18 protein-coding genes are annotated in these 22,039 nt (G+C 37.7%); 2 read left to right on the forward strand and 16 right to left on the reverse strand.

Annotated features, from left to right (window positions below; all coding sequences use genetic code 11):
• Positions 1-233: 233 nt before the first annotated feature.
• From hpf to GC101_RS10125, 13 genes are all read right to left on the reverse strand, one after another.
• A complete protein-coding gene (gene hpf, locus GC101_RS10065) occupies positions 234-791 on the reverse strand; it encodes a ribosome hibernation-promoting factor, HPF/YfiA family (protein WP_042140221.1) in 558 nt (185 codons plus the stop codon).
• Between the two features lie 260 nt (positions 792-1,051).
• Entirely contained in the window at positions 1,052-2,491 is a 1,440-nt protein-coding gene (locus tag GC101_RS10070) for an S-layer homology domain-containing protein (protein WP_171717136.1), read from the reverse strand.
• A 340-nt stretch (positions 2,492-2,831) separates the two neighbouring features.
• Entirely contained in the window at positions 2,832-3,029 is a 198-nt protein-coding gene (locus GC101_RS10075; protein ID WP_019915069.1) for a cold shock domain-containing protein, read from the reverse strand.
• A gap of 265 nt (positions 3,030-3,294) precedes the next feature.
• Positions 3,295-5,049 carry a glycosyltransferase gene (locus tag GC101_RS10080; RefSeq protein ID WP_171717137.1) on the reverse strand — a complete coding sequence of 585 codons (1,755 nt, stop codon included), beginning with the start codon at positions 5,047-5,049 and terminating at the stop codon, positions 3,295-3,297.
• Between the two features lie 37 nt (positions 5,050-5,086).
• The gene (locus GC101_RS10085) at positions 5,087-6,148 is read right to left on the reverse strand and encodes a tetratricopeptide repeat-containing glycosyltransferase family 2 protein (RefSeq protein ID WP_171717138.1); all 1,062 of its coding nucleotides are present in this window, start codon (positions 6,146-6,148) and stop codon (positions 5,087-5,089) included.
• Positions 6,149-7,924: a glycosyltransferase gene (locus tag GC101_RS10090; protein WP_171717139.1), complete on the reverse strand. Its 1,776-nt coding sequence runs from the start codon at positions 7,922-7,924 to the stop codon at positions 6,149-6,151.
• A 15-nt stretch (positions 7,925-7,939) separates the two neighbouring features.
• Positions 7,940-9,079, reverse strand: coding sequence for a DUF1919 domain-containing protein (locus GC101_RS36725; protein ID WP_171717140.1), 1,140 nt, complete (start codon positions 9,077-9,079; stop codon positions 7,940-7,942).
• Between the two features lie 62 nt (positions 9,080-9,141).
• Entirely contained in the window at positions 9,142-10,611 is a 1,470-nt protein-coding gene (locus GC101_RS10100) for a D-alanyl-lipoteichoic acid biosynthesis protein DltD (RefSeq protein WP_171717141.1), read from the reverse strand.
• A gap of 39 nt (positions 10,612-10,650) precedes the next feature.
• Positions 10,651-11,289, reverse strand: coding sequence for an acetyltransferase (locus tag GC101_RS10105; RefSeq protein WP_171717142.1), 639 nt, complete (start codon positions 11,287-11,289; stop codon positions 10,651-10,653).
• 76 nt (positions 11,290-11,365) lie between these two features.
• Complete coding sequence (locus GC101_RS10110; protein ID WP_171717143.1) at positions 11,366-12,427, reverse strand: glycosyltransferase family 4 protein; 1,062 nt, start codon at positions 12,425-12,427, stop codon at positions 11,366-11,368.
• On the reverse strand, positions 12,417-13,568 hold the full coding sequence (locus GC101_RS10115) for an aminotransferase class I/II-fold pyridoxal phosphate-dependent enzyme (protein ID WP_171717144.1): 1,152 nt from the start codon (positions 13,566-13,568) through the stop codon (positions 12,417-12,419). The genes GC101_RS10110 and GC101_RS10115 overlap by 11 nt, the downstream gene beginning before the upstream one ends.
• Before the next feature lie 22 nt (positions 13,569-13,590).
• Positions 13,591-15,153: a glycosyltransferase gene (locus tag GC101_RS10120; RefSeq protein WP_171717145.1), complete on the reverse strand. Its 1,563-nt coding sequence runs from the start codon at positions 15,151-15,153 to the stop codon at positions 13,591-13,593.
• On the reverse strand, positions 15,140-17,173 hold the full coding sequence (locus GC101_RS10125) for a glycosyltransferase (protein ID WP_171717146.1): 2,034 nt from the start codon (positions 17,171-17,173) through the stop codon (positions 15,140-15,142). The genes GC101_RS10120 and GC101_RS10125 overlap by 14 nt, the downstream gene beginning before the upstream one ends.
• 195 nt (positions 17,174-17,368) lie before the next feature.
• Between GC101_RS10125 and GC101_RS10130 the strand changes: the two genes are divergently transcribed.
• Entirely contained in the window at positions 17,369-18,859 is a 1,491-nt protein-coding gene (locus tag GC101_RS10130) for a CDP-glycerol glycerophosphotransferase family protein (RefSeq protein WP_171717147.1), read from the forward strand.
• 13 nt (positions 18,860-18,872) lie between these two features.
• Positions 18,873-19,262 (forward strand): glycerol-3-phosphate cytidylyltransferase, encoded by a 390-nt coding sequence (gene tagD, locus GC101_RS10135; RefSeq protein WP_171717148.1) that lies wholly within the window; start codon positions 18,873-18,875, stop codon positions 19,260-19,262.
• Between the two features lie 39 nt (positions 19,263-19,301).
• On the opposite strand, the gene GC101_RS10140 is transcribed toward tagD, so the two are convergent.
• Genes GC101_RS10140 through fliS form a run of 3 tightly spaced genes read right to left on the reverse strand, consistent with a single transcriptional unit; the run spans position 19,302 to position 22,031 of the window.
• Positions 19,302-21,281 carry a glycosyltransferase gene (locus tag GC101_RS10140; protein WP_171717149.1) on the reverse strand — a complete coding sequence of 660 codons (1,980 nt, stop codon included), beginning with the start codon at positions 21,279-21,281 and terminating at the stop codon, positions 19,302-19,304.
• Between the two features lie 22 nt (positions 21,282-21,303).
• On the reverse strand, positions 21,304-21,645 hold the full coding sequence (gene fliT / locus GC101_RS10145) for a flagellar protein FliT (RefSeq protein ID WP_171717150.1): 342 nt from the start codon (positions 21,643-21,645) through the stop codon (positions 21,304-21,306).
• Positions 21,642-22,031: a flagellar export chaperone FliS gene (gene fliS, locus GC101_RS10150; protein ID WP_171717151.1), complete on the reverse strand. Its 390-nt coding sequence runs from the start codon at positions 22,029-22,031 to the stop codon at positions 21,642-21,644. Before fliS ends, fliT begins: the two co-directional genes overlap by 4 nt.
• Between the last annotated feature and the right edge of the window lie 8 nt (positions 22,032-22,039).

Below are 22,039 nucleotides of genomic sequence, written 5' to 3' on the forward strand. Positions count from 1 at the left end.
TTCCGCTGCTTCATAAATTGTAACAGTTTGTAAGAGAAGCCGCAATACAAGCTGCCGCAACCTTATTATGCATAATGCCTTTTCATAGGAACAGATGCAGGTATTCTTGACTCTACCTTCTGTATATACGCACAAGAGCCCTATTCGCTTCAAGCGAATAGGGGCTCGTCTAATTGTCTACGTCAGGCTGAAACGGAAGCCCTTCCTTATACCAGCAATTTCCGGTTAGCAGGTTAGTTCTGTTCGATCAAACCATACTTGCCGTCATCGCGTTTGTAAACAACGCTAACTTCAGAAGTGTCGATATTGGAGAACACGAAGAATGTATGTCCAATCATGTTCATTTGCAGAATCGCTTCTTCCACATCCATAGGCTTCAAGGTGAAGCGTTTGTTCCGCACAACCTCAAGATCATCATAATCCTGTTCCTGATCCTCAACAGCTACGGCGCTGGCCGAACCTTCTACGAACAAGGTCTTCAAGCTGCCTTCCTGGCGGAACTTGCGGTTAAGTTTGGTCTTGTGCTTGCGGATCTGACGTTCCAGCTTGTCCACTACGGCATCGATGGATGCATACATATCATCGCTGCGGTCTTCCGCACGAAGCGTCACACCTGCCAGAGGGATTGTAACTTCCACCGTATGAAGCCCGCGAACGACGCCAAGCGTCACATATCCTTCTGAGGTAGGGGGTGCATCGAAATACTTCTCAAGTCTGCTGAGCTTCTTATCAACATAGTCTCTCAAAGCGTCGGTCACTTCAATTTGTTGACCTCGAATGCTGAATTGCATGGGCACTCCTCCTTTGTTTACCTTTTCATTATAGCAAATTGTCAGGGCTAAGTAAAAAACAAATCATGACAGCCTTTACATTTAGCTAACAAAAGATGTCATAGCCTTCCACTAAACAATAAACAGGTCCGGCTAGCGCATGAACTCGCCCTGGCCGGACCATTACAGCTACAGTATTATCTCACTTTGAAGTCTAGATTATGAATGATTGCTGACATATTGCATATTGCAGACAGTAGCGTCTGAATTATTTGTCTTACTTATTTGGTCTGGATGCGCAAAATCTCTACTGGGGAGAAGTTACCATTAGTACCAGTGATGAAAAAGACTTTATAGGCTGTGTTGGAAGTCAGTCCGCTCAGCGTAAAGGTATGCTTTACACCTGGAGATACTGTAGAATTCGGACCCGCAAAAGTTCCCGTTAAGACAACGCCAGCACTATCCTGCCCGGCAGCAATTTGCGCTGCGCTCGGATCAGCTTCGGTTGCTTTAACCACAACATATTTCAGCGGTGTAGCGAGTTCGCCAGTCTGGCCGTATTTAGCATATACATCGGCAGTCACCGTTCCAATGCTAGTCACTCCAACCTGTGTAAGCGATGTGGTGCTGCTTGCTGCTGTTTTCAATCGAAGCGGTGTTACGCCAGACCAATTGCCTGAATTATCTGCCAGAGCGACATATACGGTATATTCAGTACCTGCACTCAGACCATATACAGAGAACGCAACGGTTGTATTAGCAGTTGTTGCGATTGTGCCAGAGTGAACGCCTGCTGTTCCTGCACTAGTCAATCCGTCTTTCACTTGCGCTGTAGTTGGTGCTGTTACATTCATGCTGTAAGGAGCAACTACATAGTATACTGCCCCTGTTACCGAAGGCGTAACATATACATCTGCAGTAACCGAACCCACATGACCGTAGGTCACGTTGCTTACAGAAGGTAAGGTAACGCTGCCGCCACCACCGCCAGTGCCACCACCACTACCACCGGTAACCGGGGTTGCTGTTGGGCTGGTGCTTGGCACAGGTGTTGCTGTAGGAGCAGTCGTTGCCGTAGGGGCCGGTGTTGGTGTCACTCCACCAGTGCCTGCCGGTTTATAGACAACAGAGTTACTGATGATTCCTACCGCTTCGGCCCGTGTAAGTGATTTCTTCGGTCCAAAGGTTCCGTCAGGATAACCATTAATAATCTTCTTGTCTGCTGCTGCTACAACCGCACCTTTGGCCCAGGCTGCCACTTGGGCACTGTCCTTGAACTTAAGTGTAGTAGAGCTTGTACTCAGCTTCAGGACTTTGGCTGCAATGACAGCCGCTTCCTGCCGGGTAAGCGGATTGTTGGCACGGAAGGTATTATTTTCATACCCGCCGATGTAACCGGCCTTTACGGCTTTGGCTACTTCGCTGTAGACCCAATTTGTGCTTTTGACATCCGTGAAGCTAATGGAAGCCGTTTCAGTGAACCCGAACAGGCGATTGATCAGTGCCACATACTCACCACGGGTAATAGCCTTGTTCGGCTTCACCGTTCCGTCAGGATAACCGCCCAGGTATCCTTTATCCAGCCAGCTCTGCAATTGCTTCTGCGCCCAGTGACCTTGAATGTCTTTGGGGGTAGCCGCAGCTGACACACTGCCTAATGATCCGAGCAACATCGAAATACCAAGTAATCCGGCCATAAGGCCACGCCATGTTTTCTTCATTCTTTTGTTCATCCTCCTGAGTGTTTGATGGGCATAGGCTTCACTGCATGTCTTCTTATCTAGGTTCTTTTCGGAAGCATACGCCTAAGCTAATAATGAGGTGCTATCTAGGCAACAAAAAGCCCAACGTCTCTCATTACCCATATTTTGGAGGAAATTAACGGATTCTTGAAATAAAACTTTACAAAGTGTCTAATGATGTGTCTTTTCCGCCTTATGTTGCGCGTCATTTGTGAAATGAACGTAAAAAAGACCTCGGGGAGTATCCCCAAGGTCTAACGCTAGCGTTGTCTCAATTGCTAACCATCTACCATATATGTAGGTCGGCTTCGCCGGATGATTATAATTTGATGACGTTAGCTGCTTGTGGTCCGCGTGCGCCTTCAACGATATCGAACTCTACGGATTGGCCTTCGTCCAATGTCTTGAAACCGTCAGTTTGAATCGCGGAGAAGTGTACGAATACGTCGCCACCATCGGCAGTTTCGATGAAACCATAACCTTTTTCTGCGTTAAACCATTTTACTTTACCTTCCATTGACTAAACATTCCCTTCGTCATCAGATGAACGTGAGTCTTGCTCACAAATCGACTATACCACCGCTACTTCTCAGTTGTCAATTGGAAAAGAAAATGTTTACTTGCAATAAAATACCAATAAAATAGTAAGTTATTATTTTCAACATTCTTCTACAAAAGACGCTATTAAAAGATGAAATGGATTGTCGTTTAAGAGTGTTTAACCCATAAAAACAGTATTGAAACATCTATTATATATTTCTAAGATTTTGATATACTAGTGGCTAATTAAGTGTAATCTCATTGATCAACTCTTGAGTATCTTCATCCTTATCTGCTATTCGGTGAAGATACTCTAAGGCTAATTCTTTTTCATTAGCTTCGTATAGAATAAATCCTAAATTGTACAGTGTCTCTGTATGCTGTGAATTAATATTCAGGGATTGAGATAGCAATGGAATAATATGATCAAACATTCTCTCTTTGTACAACCCTATTGCTAAATAATTATAAGTTGTCTGCTTCTTCTGGGCATTTCCTTCTACCAACTTAATAATCTCTAAAGGTTCAATACTATTATTTTTTATTAATGAAATAATTTCCGATAAATCCATCTCCTGCTGAGATGTAATATCCATCCTTTTTATTAATCCCCCTAGATTCTCTATTAGATCATTCCTCTCTGCCTTCACTAACCACTGATAAACCCTATATTGTTGTTCTACAGATGAGCTTCCTAAACTAGCCAGTTTTGATATAAACTCTTCATCCCCTTCTGGAATCGGGATTACATTGCCCTTATAGTTCATATCCATGAAACCTGCATCATCGAACATTTTTTCGATTTCGTATATCGTAAAGAACCTTAGGTGCGTACGATCCAGAAGACCGGCATCTGCATATTCCCATCTGCCCTGTAAAGTATCACGCAATAAACTGTAATGCATTACATTAGGAATGCTTGCTATCACCTTGCCGTTATCTTTCAGATACCTCTTTAAGTTTTTCAGAACAGACCATGGATCATTCAGATGCTCCAGAACATCCGGAAGAATGATGTAGTCAAAATAATTCTCCTGATATTCCAACGTATGTTCTACATTTGAGGCACTAATCTTTGCAAAAAGAGAAGCTATCGCCGCTGAATCTTCATTTAATTCAATGCCATGCAATTCGGCATTCTTATACCTGTTCTTAATCTCAAGCAAGGTCCCGCCGCATGCACAGCCTACTTCTAATACATTAATCGGTATATCACTACGTGGAAGCTCCATAAAGTCAATAACGTCAAATCTAATATGGGTCGAGTATCTTGAGTCAAACGCCCACTTTTCTTTAAATCTCGCGGCACTTTGATGCAGAATATTGTGAAAACTTTTGGAATTGGCTGAGAAAGTTGCATGCCCATGATGATGAACAAACGTGTCCTTACATAATAATAGCTTGTAACCAGCCTTCATTATCCGGAAAGAGTAATCATCATCTTCAAAATTACCTGGTGAAAATATCTCATCAAGCAGTCCAATCTCGTTAATAACTTCCCGTTTAATCAACATGCAGAAACCAACGAGCTTTATTCGTTGATCCCACTCATGCGGATTATGTATATTGATATTTTTTGCGAATTCTTGCATCTCTTCTATATTCTTATAGTTAACACTGATACTTTGGTAATATGCACATTCGTTACTGATTGCTCCAACAGCTCCCACCTCAGCAGAACTGTTAAGTGCAAGCAATAAATTATCCAACCAATGGGTTGTAACGATGACGTCATTATTTAACAGAAGAATGTTGTCTCCGGTAGCAACTTCTATTCCTTGATTACAGCCTTTAGGGAAACCATAATTCTCATTATTGAAGATTGTTATAATATCGCTCTGATCTGACAGCCATTCTCTGCTACCGTCTGTTGAAGCATTGTCTATTACAATAATCTCGTAGGTTCCTACAGTAGTGTAATTTCTAATGCTCTCAATACAATCGATGGTAAACTCGAGTTTATTATAAGTTAGTATGACAATACTTGTTTTGTTCATATACTCACCCTCTTTGAAATACGATAATGTTCATCATTTAAGGCCCTTGTAACCTCGCTAAAGAAGGCTGATAGTTATAGGCAGCCGCCTTTCTGTACTGCTCTTGTGCCTTAGCGATATTTCCTGTCACCTCATAATAAACACCTAAGTTATGATGAGCAGCAAAACTTCCGGTTCCTATGACACTTCCTTCTTGTTCCGTTTCCCCTATCTCGAGTGCACGTAAGTAGAATCGTTCGATATAGGGAATCAAATCACTATATTGATCAGGATCACTCAGGATGAGCTCAAGCAGAAAAAGAGCAGAGACGAAATAAAAGTCAGCAGATTCACTAAGAAAATCCTGTTCAGCTTGGACTATGGAAAATCCTTCTCCTAAGTTACCCGAAGATATGATTGCATATAAGTAGTTCACTATAAGAGTCGGAGCATAACCTTCCTTATGAGTGATCTTGCCATATGCCTGCTTTAATGAAGCATACGACTTACCGTGTTCTTCTAATCCCCGATATTCCTTGGCAATTTGATAATAGTAATACGGATCTTCAGGGTTTTCTTCAATTACTTGCAAGAGTATGGGAATGTTTCTGTCTGACCTTTTATTTTCAAAATACCCATCATGCTGAATCTCCACACCCACTCTCACTCTAGGCAGGGCAGATACTACCTGTTCGTGAATTTTCCCGGAATACCGGCAACTTGATGGGAAAAGGCGTGAAATATAGCTTTGTTCAAAGCTCACTCCATCTTTCGAATTAAATTTATCTATTCTTTTGACTTGGCCTATAGCAACAGGAGAATGAGAAATAAAGCTATGAATCTCATCAGCACATTCGTTAGTAATATATTCATCAGCATCCAATACCAAACTCCACTCACCGGTCGCCTGCTCCAAAGCAAAGTTACGGGCAGCTGCAAAGTCGCTGGTCCACCGATAGTCAAAAACTCTCGATTGATATTCGAGAGCAATTGATTTCGTATTATCTGTTGATCCGGTATCTACAATTATAATTTCATCAACGTATTTAGATACACTATCTATGCAACGTCTTAAAGTAGATTCCTCATTTTTCACAATCATCACCAACGATAATCTCATTTATATTCTCTCCAAACTATGAAGGACATTGTGCAGAAGCCTGGATGACTCTTCATCTTCAGTATCCATTAACTTCAGGTATTGTAATGCGGCCTCGCCTGCCCCTACGCTATGGAGAATAAAGGCATAATTGTACAACGTGTCGTGATGTTTGGGATTCAATTCAAGTGATGCATTAAGTAGCGGTACAATATCGTTGTATAACCCCGCTTCAAAGAATTTATTGGCTAAGAAATTATAGACATTTTGTTTATTAATATTCAGTGACTTCATGGCCTCAATGATCATGGCGGGGTTTATCAGTTGCTCTTTCATCATGTCAATTATCTTAGTAACTGAAGATAGTCCTTCTTCATTACTACCGCTTAATTGCTCCAATAAATCCTTAATTCTGTCCACTGAAGATAGAGGAGCCTGCTTCATTACCTTTAGGTTATATCGCGTTGTTCTAAGATGTTCCGAATTATTTAGCCCGCTCAATCTTGCTATTTGATCAATAAATTGATGTTCTGTTTCAGAGATCTGATTCTGTTCCTGCGAATATTCAATCTGACTAAATCCGGCTTGGACAAAGAGACTTTGAATTTCTGTCAGTGTATATAGACGTAATTGATTGTTGTTTAATACATTATTGTCTCCATAAAGCGATTTGTTCTTTAACAAAGAAAATAAAAAACCATAATGAGAAGCATTTGAAATACTAACAAGCATTTTACCATCTGTTTTTAGAGCGTTCTTAAGATCTGAGACATAGCTCCATGGATTGATCAGTTGTTCAAATACATCACTGAGAATAATATAATCATAGAAATTTTCTTCTAGTTTAATCTCTTCAATCTTCCCCACTTTAACATTTGCAAATGTACTTGTGATATCAGCGGCCTTCACATTCTCTTCTATACCGTACACATCGGCCGCAGGGTAAAGGTACTTAACCCTTAACAGTGCACTTCCACTTCCACAATTGACATCCAGTACCCTAATAGATTTTTGGCGATCCGCTTCATCGATCAACTGAACAAGTTCTTCTTTTGAACGGTAGGCTGTAGGCAACCCCCACTTCCCAACAAATTTTTCTCTGTTCCGTGCCCATAATTGTTGACGTAGTTCAGGCATCTCTCCGAAGGAGGTAGATCCGAAATGATGAATAAATATATTTCGACATACCATCAGCTTGTATCCCGCTTGAATAATGCGTAATGAATAATCTCCGTCTTCACACATTCCTGGGCTGAATATTTCATCTAAGAGTCCGACCTGTTCAACGACCTCTTTTCTAATCAACATACAAAAACCAATCAACTTTATTTTCTGTTCCCAGTCGGGTGTGTTAATAATGTTATATTTGTTGGCAAAATCCCACATTTCATCAAGTGTAGAATAGGATGCATTAATCTCCTGATCTCCATATGCACTATTAGAGACGGGTCCTACAGCTCCAATATCATCGGAACTATATAGGCAATCATTCATTAAACTTAACCAGTTCCGGGTTACCAGCACATCATTATTCAATAGAAGGATATTATCACCCGTTGCAATATCTATCCCTTGATTACAGCCTTTTGGAAATCCAACATTCTCTTCATTAAAAATAGTAAGAATGTCCGTCTGGTCTGCTAACCAATCACGTGTCCCGTCTGTCGATAAGTTGTCTACAACGATTAGTTGATAAGTACCCTTAGGAGTATATTGACGGATGCTTTCTATGCAGGCCTGTGTATATTTTATTTTATTATAGGTTAGGAGGATGATACTTGTTTTTAGTGAAAGCATTTAGTCAGCCCTTTCTTAATGTTGGATTCTGAAATTCCCGCTTCCATTTAACCACTCAACCGCATCGAAATATTTATTTGAATGTAAGTGAAGGTATTGGTAAAAACCTGCATACTGTCGCCTAACTTCTTCATCCTGCCATCCTGTTAAATGAATATTTTGAGGATAAGCATAGGCTTGGTGTGAAAAGCTGATTTTTTTATCGGTTTCTTTTAAAATCGCATTAAAAACTCTTACATCTTCTTCACATACCGCAGAAAACTTATAATAAATATTATCCCAATTAAATCGTTCTAATCTTTTCTTCCATTTCCCTTCAACTTCTTCTTCATTTCTGTAATGATTAAAAAAGATATATACGTCATCTAATAGCCCGATAGGATGATTATATCCAGGGATACTAATAAATTTTAATTTTTGATTGAGGTAATAGTAGATATCACTTATTAATTTTAAGTAGTCGTTATTTCTAATATACATCCACATAAATGGTGTGTTGTAGGGTAAACCTAATTGCTTATAGAGAAACCCTCCCCAACAATCATCCGATATCAAACTAAAATCATTGTTTTCCAAGTTGAAAAATGATTCTGACTGAAACGTTTCTATACCGTTTCTGCTGGGATAACTTGAAGGTAAAATAATACTATAGCTTACTGACAAATAGATGAGTCCAACTTTAACTTCCTCATATTCTTTGCATTTTATAATTATAAAATCAAATCCATAATTATTAATATTCATAAAATCCAACTCAATGCCCGAGTTTAGTTCATCATGCCCTGTAATAGTGAGAATTCGTTTCCCGGCATAATTATTCACAAAATACTTACAACCGCTCAATTTAACCACAGCTTTAATAATGTAGAATTGGGGAAACAAATCATTTAATAGGATATATTGAGGCTGCGAATGATTAATGTTGAACTTTTCAATATAATCTACTAATGTTGAAGAAAATTGATTAAAAATCTCTAAATTGATTCCGCTAGTAGCCACGTGTTCATAAAGAGTAACAAAATCGTCAACCATATTATTAAACGAAATCTTAAAATTTTTTTCTTGAAATTCAAGCATCCCAATCTTTCTAATTAAATATTGAATGTTTTGATCTATTGCATTCACAAGTTTAATTGATATATTAATTAAAAGCACCTCCTAGTCCACTTGGTATTAGTTGTTCCTCCTAATTTTCTCCTTAAAGAATAGTCTATCATCTACCATGAAATATTCCTCTCAAGATACAATGTCATCTTCCTTGCACCTATCTTGTTCAGATGATCTCCATCCGAAAAATCATTTTCCTTAAAATAAGAGGATGAAAACATATCTATCAGTTGAAAATCTTTTTGCAATTTTACTTCGTCCAAAATCTCATAAAATTCTGTTAATCTTTTTTTCGAAAAATAATTTGAATATATCTTTTGTGTAGGATATATCACAACTGTTGGCTTGATGTTGTTAGCCTCCAGAAGAAAAAGTATAGAATTAAATATCTCCACATTTTCTCTTCTTGTTTCATGATAATCTAGTTTAGAATGAGACTCTGCCCTAGTTTTTGCAAGCCACTCCAATGGAAGATCTTCAGTTGGATTATTCCAAAATTTATCGTTGATACGAGAAATCTCGTCCTCACTATGGTGCTTAATAAAAGCTTTAAGCAGGTTTTTATCCGTAAAGAATTTGGGTGCAGGTATTAATTCATCTATGCTTTCTAGCCCCAATGGAATTAATTCTGCGTTTTGAATCTCTAAATGATGGGAATCTAACAATAGAGGATAATACACTTCCCTTACTAACGCTTCCTGCGATTTGGACAATGAAAGATCATAATTAAATGAGTAATAAGATAAACCTAATATACAATGAGTAAAGTTATTTTCTGTTCTTAGAATTTCTTTTAACAATTGATAATCAAAATATAAGTCTTGTGAACTACTACAAAGTTTCACAGCGTTCCTTGAGAAGTAGCTTTCATCAATTCCACGCTGGGCATAAGAAAGCCCCGTAATAATAACCTCCAATTCCTTATTCGACTTTGACTCTTCTAATTGAGCATATAACATACTATGTAAATACCTTGTTCTAAACAGTTCATAATACTTTGTCATGTAACGCTTTGCATAGGAATAGTAATCAACGCACTTGGACTTATACTCCCTCTTAAGCGAGGTGTTTAGGTCTTCATTATTCATTATTAGCAGAAAATCGAATTCATAGTTTTGCAACTCAGCTTCTGAAATGACCGGACGACCCTCTATATTCTTTCCAACAAATGATTTAGTATGGTCTAAATAGGCGATAATTCTGTAGTTATTACTTTTGAAGAATTGAGTTGCTCTAGAAGTGAAATAATTGACACCTACTACTACTATTGAAATCATCATTAAATTTCGCACTATAATTGTCCATTCCTGAATAACTCCTATTAAAGCCTGGGTTTTGTGAACTAAAATTTCAAATTCTCTTCGGTTAAACAATTCAATCATACTTACTAATAATTCACTAGTTTTGCTCTCAAGCAAAATGTAGTTATCGGAACGTTCCTTAATATAATCGCAAAGAATCAAAAACTCATCAATAATTGAATTTATGGCTATAGCATATTCATCTTCATTGTGAATAATTGGATTTATCGAATCAAGTATTTCGAGATGGTTTAATAACCCTTTAATTGAAGCATTCAAATCCTCACCCCATATTATTACTTCATAAGTAGAATATATCTAAATATATTTTGCTGGAACGCCTGCCACTGTTTTATATGGCTCTACTTCATTTAAAACTACACACCCTGCACCAACCGTAGCAAATGCGCCTATTTTACTATTAGGAAGCAGTCTTGCTCCAGAGCCTAAAAAAACCCTCTCATCAAGCTCACAAAAACCCGTTACATCACAGTGGCTGCTAATGATTGTACCTTCCCCTATTTTTGAATCATGACCTATAGTCGAGCAAATATTTACAGCAACATGATCTCCTAATTTCGCATTCACAGAGATAACTGTATATGGGCATAGCACAATTCCTAATCCCAATTGAACTCCGCTGCCAATTATCGCTGTCGGATGGATTATATTTGTAAATGTAACATTCTTCTTCTCTAATCTTTTGACTATGTTTGACTTATCTATTGGATTTCCAACCGCACATACAACTACATCATTATTTTGCGGCATATACTCATCGATACTTGATATAATTGGACAATCTATCTGAGATTCGATGATTTTCCCACTAGTATCTATATCATTAATAAAAACCACTGAATCCCAACTTCTATTCTCTGTTACAACATGATTCGCCCACTGCCATACCTCTCTACCAAAACTTCCAGCCCCAGCAATCACAAGACGTTTTCTCATTAAGATATCCCCCAAAATTAGCTGTTTGTTGCAATTCCGCTATTTTACCTTGAATCCTTTATTATCTTGGATTCCACTATTCTTGTGAATCAGAAAAAATAAATTCCAGTTTCATCTTAACATTCATTTCAGCATCCAATAAGGATTGAATCTTCTTTGCTGCATTGTAACCCATTTGTTGAACTGCAGGGAAATTATCAAGAACAGCATTCAATGTTTTATAAAGCATTTCCGGATTGTCCTCTTCTATTTCATAATAGTCCTGTACATTTTCAATAATCCTCTCATCATTCCTAGCATTTGTACTTATCAAGACACACCCTGTTGCCATAGCCTCTCCTGCAGCTGTTGTTGGAAAACCATCCAGGGCAAACTTATCTTGTGTACTACAACTAATAAAAACATGACACTCTTTATACAATTGCCTTAATTGCAATGGATTTAATGCCCCATGATATGTGAAATTTTGATTAGTTAAACTATATAATTCCTTACTCCAGTTACCTACTATATGCAAATGGAATTCATCACTCAGTCGATTAAATGCATGAACCAACGTAGGAAAGCCCTTTCGAATGGCGTTATCTGCACAAAATACAAGCTCTATAGGATATTCACTCTGCTTCTCTTGCATTGTATAAAACTTACTATTAATCATACCTGGAATGAATATACTATTGGGGAGAATATTCGAAACTTCATTTATATTTGTGAATATAGTTCTGCAGCTGCGACCTGCGCGCACAATATATTCTTTAGGAGTACTAGGATCTAATCCTCCACCCGGATAGAGCGTAGTATGAAGCTGAAGATTGTATTTCTCTATGGTTTCTCTGATAGACCATAAAGAATTCGAGCCTGGTACTTTTTCATTTCCCATAACGTTTTCTCCAAGTAAACTTAGCATCAAGTTCAAAAACACACAATACACATCAGTTATCCCGTGTTTTACTACCATATTCTCAAATTCACTTAAATGATAGACTTTCGCCGGAAATGGATCTGTGTGTGGTTGCACAGCGAAAAAGAAGGTATCCGGCCGTTCTTGCTTTATATAATAATTCTCCCAATAACGAAACCCACTCATCATCCACGGGAATTTCGTATCAATAACAGCAAGGCATCTTTTATGCTTCATGCATCGATTCTCCCAATAGTACTGAATTTATTGCAGCTAATGCTTCCATTACATATTCAATTTCCTCATCTACAAGTTCTTCCCAAAGGGGTAAATTTATAACACGTGAAGCAATTTCTTCAGTAACACTAAGATCAGAGGTAGGGTATTTTGCAAAAAAGCTTTGTTGGTGACATGCAGGTGAAAAATATGTTCTTGCTTCAACTCCATATTCACCTAACATACTAACGATCTCAACAGCTAAATGCCCCTTCGGGCATAGAATCGACACATTTTGATGAGCTACTTCGCCCGTTGTGCGATGGTAGTCCCAACCTTGGTTAAACAGCCCCAATTTCTCCATTTTTGAAATATATGTCTCTTTAATGGATTGTCTTACCAGGCATTTTTCTTTGAATACCTTAAGGGTCGCCAAACCAACGGCTGCAGCATATTCAGACAACTTACTGTTCAACCCCATTTGAGTACTTTCTCTTGCTTCGCTAAACCCAAAATTACCAGCCTGTCTGAGTTGTTGTATAAAATGCTCGTTCTTGCAATACACTAATCCTCCCTCCCCTATACCAAAAGATTTAGTGGCATGAAAACTATATACTATCGGTCCGCTGAAGGACTGCTCAACCCCCTTTCCCATGTGAGTACTGCCAAAGCTTGCTGCAGCATCTATTACAACAGGCATGCCATTGTCTAAAAGATGTTGATAGTACGAAAAGTCTGCAACTGTACCGAATGTGGCATATGGGATAACAACAGCAACCTCATCCCCTAATTTCTCAATGTGTTTTGCCACAATTTTCTCATCCATGCACCAGTCTTCCGCTCTCACGTCTATAAAATATGGTTCAAGTCCGCACCATAAAGCTGCCTGGGCAGTAGCAGCAAATGTGAAACTAGGCATAAGCGCATATTTACCTTGAGGGCGTTTAGCAATCATTATTGCAAGCATCAATCCTATCGTTGCATTATTAACTGTTGATGCAAAACCTTCGCCCTTGTATAAGTGTGTTACAATTTCCTGTTCAAATCTAGTATTCAACTTGCCGTAATTACTATATATTCTAGAATGATCTATTTCTTTTAATAGTTCCATATATGTTTCGCTCTTCACTAAATTTGGCTTCATAAACGGTATATGTTTCATTTTTTCGCCTTCTTCCTAATATTTAGGTTAATAACTCTTCAATTGCTCTCGAAAGATAATTGTCAGTCAATTTCTCTGTTAACATATTTTCTAAATTTAAATCACGAAAAAAAGTAATATTATCTAATACTAATTTGATATAGTTACTGATAGCTTCCTTATACATTCGTTCTTCTTTTAAAAAGCCGTGCTTCTTGGATTCAAAAATCAAGTTAAACCATTCACTATTAGTTAAAATTTTATATTTAGGATTTAATTGATTCTGTTCTCCATGCTGCCTGAAATAACTGAGTGGCTCCGATAAATACATAACGTCTCCTAGCTCCATTAAAGAAATCCAACTTGCGAAATCATTCAAAAAAGTGTAACTCTCTCCGTGAAAATAGCCAAATTGAGTGATATCTTTTTTACGAAACATTGCAGTGGTCGGTTCACCCACTGCATTCCAAATTTGGCTTAGTAACATAGAACCAAACTGTTTGCCATTTATAAGATTGTCTTTTTCAAATAACTTTCTTGTAGATGGTCTTGAAGGAATGTGTTCACCGTTATGGTCAATTAGTTCTCGAAATGAAGTTACAAGTGATATATTTTTATTGAGTTGAAAAACCTGAACCATTTTTTCTATTTTCTCGTAACAAAATAAATCATCGTCCATAAGATAATTAATATATTCTCCATTTGCAAGCTCATAAAGCTTGTGCCAATTACCTATACCTAGATTTTCAGGGTTCTTATGGTAAATAATATTATCGTACATTTCTAAATAAGGAGCTATAACCTTCTGAACCTCATCATTCGTACTGTCGTCTCCAATAATAATTTCAATATTTTTATACGATTGACATATAGCACTCTGTAAGGCTAGTTCTAAGTAATAAGGCCTATTGTAAGCTGGAATTAAAATACTGACCAACGGATGAATATCCTTGGAATATTCATTAAGAAACGCCAGCCTTCCCTGTTCAAAGCCTTCAAAACTCAATGGGCCAGAATCATGAATAACCCATGGAGCGATTTGATAAGGAACACCTACTTCGTATCCTCTTCTTTTAAACTCTAAACATTGTGCTGTATCATACATATGCCAACCCTTCATTAGATCATCGCGCCATGCAAGATCGTATTGAGTAATAAGAATTAATCCGTCGACAGCCTCTACAGATTCATAATCAGAAGCCACTTCATTATGCAGACATAGTTGCATTCGATTATCTTTAGAACTTTCATATATTTTCCCATATAGATCTGCAGCTTCCCACCATAAACCACTTGGGGGAATTTCTGCTCCCCCTTTAACACCAATTAAAGCAAGCTTGGGATTTTTAGAAAAAAGCAGCAAAATATCACTAATAAAATTAGGGTTAACAATGAAAACATCTTGATGTAAGTAAACTTTATATTTTGCATTAGATTGAATCATTGCCCTATTATAACCAACCGCCATTCCCTCAGCATCACGAACAGCTATTACTTCTATTTGGAAATCCTCCGGAATATTTAAAGAACGAATATATCGAACCGATTCTTCATGCTGAATTTCATCATCAAGACAAGTAATAAAGCATACCTTATTTATATCCATGATTCTTACTCCCCTCAATATCCCGCTGTAAGCTCAAAACATCTTCATCCGGTTCACGAATTTTCATTAAAAAATCCAGTGCCTCATTGTACGCTCCGAACTTAAACAATATATATCCCAGGTTAAATAGAGTATCTTCATTTTCAGGTTCAACAATATGTGATTTTTCTAACAGAGGAATTACAACTTCATACAATCCTGAATTAAAACAATTTATTGCTACACGATTTAGTGTCCCTATCTTATCTACAATATCAGCCATTACTGATTCTATAATTTGGTTAGTAGAAACTTCATTTTGTTGTAATAAAGCTATTAACTCCATAGAAGAAGCTTCACGTTCCACATTATTTTCAATCCTTCTCAAAAGAAACTTAATTTTTGATTTCGCAAGTTTCTTATCAAAAATAGTTTGCTTTAATTCCCTAACCCATTTGCTTACATGCTCACTCTTATCTCCGATACTTTCAAGCCACCCCAGAGCCTGTTCATCCTCACCAACTGAATGCATGACCGTAGCTAGATTAATGAGAGTCGTAGAATTATCTGACTCAAGTTCATACGCTCTGCTCAGGTAAGGAATAATATCATCCATATTCCGTCTTTCCAAATTGGATATTCCTAAGTAGTTCAATAAAGGCACAACTGGACCCGCATAGCTGTCTAATGCAGAAACAATTTGAATTGTTTTAAATCGAAGTATACTAGATACAGTCTCCTCGTTCGATGCCTGTAATAGCTTACTAAACAGTTCATGTAGCATTCCATTCTTGGATATCATTCTCGCACTTACTAGAAAACTTGATATTTCAAAGACCTGGGGCAATTTCTCAACCAGATCTCCAAGTCCCTGAATAAATAAATCATCTTGTTCTTGAAGAGTATCGTTATATACATATTCAAAGTCCAATTCTTGAAATCCAGCTTCCTCAAAAAGAGCACCAATATCCACTAAATTCCAATATCTCTTATCTGCGTCTAGTCCTTCCCCTAATAACAATCGTTTAATTACCCCAACAAAATTGATATTTGAGAACTCGATAATCAATTGACCATGCTTAGCTAGCATTTCTTTCACATCTGATAAGTTATGCTCAGGATCAACTAAAGAACTCAATATTATATAATCGAATTTTTCAATTCGGTTAAGCTGAGATAGCTGTTCAATATCGCAGTATTTAATTTCAACATCAGGATACATCTGCTTTATTTTTAAGGTAGTCGCATTCTTCCCTTTAACTAAACCCAAAATTAAGATTTTATAAATATTCTCATTTTGGATTTCGAGAAAACGAAAAATGTTGGATTCCACTTTAACAGCCTCGCAATTAAAACCCCACTTTATTTTAAATCTTCTTTGATGGATCTTGTCCGTACTAACCTCATTGATTCCATAATGGTGTACATAAGCGTGTCTGCATAACGCTAACGTATAACCATGTTCTATAATTCGTAAACCAAAATCAATAATGGCAGTATGTCCATTCAGTTGCTCATCCAGTAACCCCGTGGTCTCTAAAACCGACCTCTTGAATAGAAAACAAAAATCGGATAGGGTCATTCTTTCTTCTACGATATTAGTTTTGGAGAGACCTCTTGCATAAGCAAGCAACTCTTCCATCGATGCGAACTGAACAGCTTCTGCCTGGTCATCATCAGCAAAATTTGTAAGAGGGCCTACTGCTCCAGTTTTACTATTTTTATAAAGTTCATCTAATAATAGCTCTAACCAATTCTCAGTGACCAATGTATCTTCATGCATGATCAATATAGAATCATACTTGGAAACTTTCATCCCTTCATTTAAAGCTATACTCAAGGATAATTGCTCCTCAAAAAAAAGGGATCTGATTTCCGTTTCCTCAGCCAGCCAATTCCTAGTTTCTAAACAACTGCCGCTCTCCACGACAATTAGCTCATATGATCCTTTAGTAGTAAATCTTCGGATACTATCAATAGAAGCCTTCATATATTCGAACTGATTTGGAAAAACAGCGATAATTATACTTGCCTTTTGCATATATAAGCTCCCCCAAATAAATGATACCTTTTAAGATTATATCGGTTATTTTGTCGAATTCATGGAGCTTTCTTCATAAAATAAAATATGAATAGTTTACCAATAATAATAGAGTTATAATCATCTTTATCCTCCTAATGAAATAACCGATAAGAAAGTATACGATAATTAATATAGCTTCAGAAAGGACCACGGATGACTACTAACAAAATCAAAATCACATTATTCCATACCTCTTCGTCAGGTTCTAACAATCATCATTTATATCGCGCTGCTCCAGACGCGTTGAGAGACAAATATGATATTGAATTACTCACATCACAACAAGCCTTGTATAACCGTAATCTCAATAATAGCGATGTTTATATTACAACACACGGTGAACATGCTACGCGTGATGACAAAGTAAATGTTGAATTGTGGCACGGGTTCCCTCTTAAGGGCATGGCTAAAATGGATAAGCAAGAGACTGCTACAGATGAAAAAATCTCTAATTATTGGTCAAATGTTGATATGATCATGTCTTATTCTTCCCTTTATAATACAGCTATGAACGCTTGTAGCGGAGCGCGAATTCAGCAATACCAGATTACAGGTGTCCCACGTAATGATGCCTTGCTTACAGCAAACGGCCGAGCTCATTTAATGCGTGTAATTCCCGAGTATAAGGACACTGGAGAGAACATTATTTTTTTCATGCCTACATTCCGTAAATCAATTATTAATCCTGATAAAATAGAAGGCGGTAAAAACTTCAGCAATCTCTTTGGATTACCTGAATTTAATAAGGATCAGTTAGTTCAGTTCCTCCGAAGTAACAATAGCATACTCATTATTAAGCTCCATCCTTTTGAAGAGCGTTTCTTCTCTAAGGAATTACAGGAACTTACTGCTGAAAAAGTATATACATTAAATGACGAACGGTTAGAAACGGCTGGCTTGGATCTTTATGATGTCCTGAATGCAGCTGATATGCTTCTTACGGATTACTCCTCAGTGTACATCGACTATCTGTTATTAGACCGGCCTATGATGTTCCTCCCTACCGACTTAGAAGATTATAGGGAGAATCGCGGGTTTTTACTAGAACCCTATGAATTCTGGACACCCGGACCCAAAATTTCCTCACAAGAGGATTTACAAGAGACAATTATTCGCTTACTGAATGAACCTGAGTGGTACAAGAGTGAGAGAAGTACCATTCTAAACCTATGCCATAAATATAAGGATCCGCATTCATCCGAAAGAATTTGGAAGCTTATTGATTCTTTTATTCAGGACAACACCGAGTTAATTTACCACCGACGGGAACAATCGCTGCAGCACCGGAAGATGCAACAAGAGGTTAAAAGCATGATCCAAGGGATCATTGATCAAGGCCAACTTGTACTAGCCAATGAAGCTATACAGAATTATCTAGAGAGCAATTCTGCAGATTCAGACATCTTTTCCATGAACGGGATGCTGCATTTATTAAACAACGATCCACAAGAAGCTATCCATACGTTTCAAGCTGGCTATAAGCATTTTCCTTGGGACGAAGACCTTTTATACAATATAGGGTATGTCTTTGAGTTGCTAGGTGATAAGATAGAGGCTATTAGGCATTATGAGGAAGCTCTTCGACTAAGTTCCCGAGTGGAGATGACAGAACTTTTAAGAGACAAGTTAAAATCTATAACATGAACAGGAGGCATCTATGAAAAAAGTAATTACTTATGGCACGTTTGACCTCCTGCATTACGGACACATTCTTTTATTCCAAAGAGCCAGGGGACTTGGTGATCATCTTACTGTAGCCCTTTCTACTGATGAATTTAATACTATCAAACACAAAACAGCATATTTCTCTTATGAAAAGCGTAAAATGATGCTGGAAGCCATTAAATACGTGGATGAGGTTATTCCAGAACAATGTTGGGAACAGAAGAAAATGGATATCGTAAAATACAATATTGATGTATTCGTTATGGGAGATGACTGGCACGGAAGATTCGATGCACTAAAGTCTTTATGCGAAGTCATTTATCTCGAAAGAACACCTGACATCTCTACAACCTCCATCAAAACAAATTTACATCAACAATAAATTTTAAAAGGCGCGTCCTACAGTGGACGCGCCTTTTCTTTATTTTATTACAGATATCTGCTTTTCTTTGGTTAAGAACTCTTTCACGAATGAAATATTAATAACCTCTGAGCATTCAGACATAAATTGATTCATATAAGAGGACTTAGATTTACGATCAGCATGCTTTATTAAAGTATAGTAAAGATGCTTTGAAGAAGGTTTCTGCTGTACAGCTGCACTAAGAAATTCAACTGCATCCTCATAAAAGTGCTGATTGGCATGATACATTCCCAGGTTAACTAGACTGGATAAATCCAGCTGTTGTTCCGCGAGCAATATTGAATAATAGTTCATCGCCAGCTCGGTAAGACCCAAGTTGAAGAAATAATTAGCCAACTGATTAATCAGTTCCGGCGTCTTCATTGCCTGGATAAATTTATCGAAATTCTCATAATCCTTTATCAAGAATAATTGTTTCGCTACTGAAAATAAATTATCAGCGTATTGAATCAGTAACTGATCATCATTAACAAAATCACCTTGGATAAAAGAAATCATAATTACAGTTAAGTCATCTATACTCTTATTTCGATATTGCTTAGCAACGTTTTGAAGTTTGGTTGAGCCATTCCATTTAATAGCCCCCACTGCCATTTGAATCCAAGCTTGAAACTGCTGTTCATACTCAGATTGACCCCTGCCTGAAAAATCTAACCATATTTTCTGATCATCCATCATAATTCCAAAACGTAATTGATCTAATGTACTAAGGTTTGCCAATGTACTCAATAGACCGGCATAATAACGAACTAATTCCACTTGCCCCAGTACGAGGGAAACTTTAAATAATAACTCACAGTCAGCAGTATTACTAACATCGTAAATTTTATTCAGAAATACAGTTACTTCATCTTGGCTTTCATGCTGACACAGCCACTCTACCAGCTTTAATAACACTTGCGGATTTCTGTTATTCTTATTAAGGAGCTTTGATAACCAATAGATGGCCTGCTTGCTCTCATTTAGTCTAAAGTATATCCCTACCAACTGCTGTACAGGAGTCTCGAAGCTGTACATAGGGTCTACAAGCCAGATTTCCTGATCCTTATTAGCCCTTTGCTCTGCAATTCTGATGGCTTCAAGATAGCACTCTTCAGCTTGTTTAAAGAACCCCATCGTTTCATATTGAATTCCTTTAATCGTATGGTAGTCAGCGTATTCATTAAATGCAACCAACTTATTTGTAGTCCACTCATCCACTAGATATAACTGGTTCTCTTGGAAGTACAAACTGATCAGTCCGATTAAACAATGCGGGTACCACGCCAATCTGGATGAATCGCTAACTAAAGCACGTTCATAACACCGAATAGCCTCTTCCTCATTCTTAGCATACCGATACTGGTTACCCAAGGTAAACCAATCATATTCACTCATATTATCGTCTTTTTTCATACTGTTAAAAATAGACATATTACGCTCATGCTTATTCTTTTCAATTAATCTTTTCGTTTGATATCCTGTATGGTAAATATTCATAGCAATTTTCTTATGGAAAAGCTCACCCTGAGTGCCTCTCGTCAATTGCTCATGAATGGGTCTTTCAAAAAATATTCCTTTAAAATTAGGGAATAGACGCGTCACTGGTGCCGTAGTCATCTCATCGTCAGATTCTTTATCTCCGGTGAAATTGATCACTGGCAAAGTATATGCAAGGTGGTGTATAGGCTTTTCTGTCTCTAAAAAATCATTCCATAGAACGTATTCTTCCTTGGCCAAATACTCATCAGCATCCAGTACTAATATCCATTTCCCTGATGCATGACGAATAGATTCATTCCTGGCCGCAGCAAAATCATTAGACCAAGTATAATCATACAGCTGCGCAGAATACTCTTCTGCGATCTGTTTAGTAAGATCAGTTGAGCCTGTATCCACAACAATAATCTCATCTGCAATGCCTTGTACACTATCTAGGCAGCGGGGCAGCAGCTCCTCTTCGTCTTTAACAATCATACAAACGCTTAGACGCTTCATGTGGATAACCCCAACCTTTTTCTTATTTCTTATGATCTACAAAAAAACTATCTACATTGTATGCAGCACCGTAAGCATTTTTCTGTTCTCTAATTGCTCCTTGTTTGGACAACCAAGTACTCGCTTCATTTTTAAAGCCTTGCATTTTGGATAGAATTAATTGATCGTATTCCCCAAGTCTGGTTATACGTTCATTGTGTTCATTTGAAAGAACTTCCTTTGACTCTAACATCTGCTGCACAATTTGCTCTCTTTGCTCAGAAAATGCAGCAAGTTCCGGATAGCTAGCCTGTTCAATATTCTGAAGTAAACTGGCTGTAATAGCCTCAAGCTGTCCTATAAAAACTTCCAATGGTGTAATCATTTACTTTGCTCAGCAGCGGTATTTAATGACTTATTAGCAGCATCCCATGCTTCTCGCAGCTCTAACAAATAGGATACAACCTCATCTGCCGGACTAGTAATCTTTTTCATATTAGCATTAATAAGCTGGTGAATCATATACTCATAGACCTGGTAGAGTGTCTTAGCAATAGGATAATCATAGTTTAATGCTGCAATTAACTCATGGATGACTGCTTGTGCTTTGCATAAATTGATGTTGGCCTTCTCATAATTCTTTTCTTGGATGGCGGATATACCTACTCTAGAAAAGCGAATCGCACCATCATAAAGCATCAGCAGAAGTTGGGCGGGTGAAGCTGTATGCAGTTGGGTCTGTTGATATTTTTGGTGGGGTGATGTAATCAAAAGAGTTC

It is taken from the genome of Paenibacillus phytohabitans (genome assembly GCF_013141775.1).
Classification (GTDB): Bacteria; Bacillota; Bacilli; order Paenibacillales; family Paenibacillaceae; genus Paenibacillus_AQ; species Paenibacillus_AQ phytohabitans.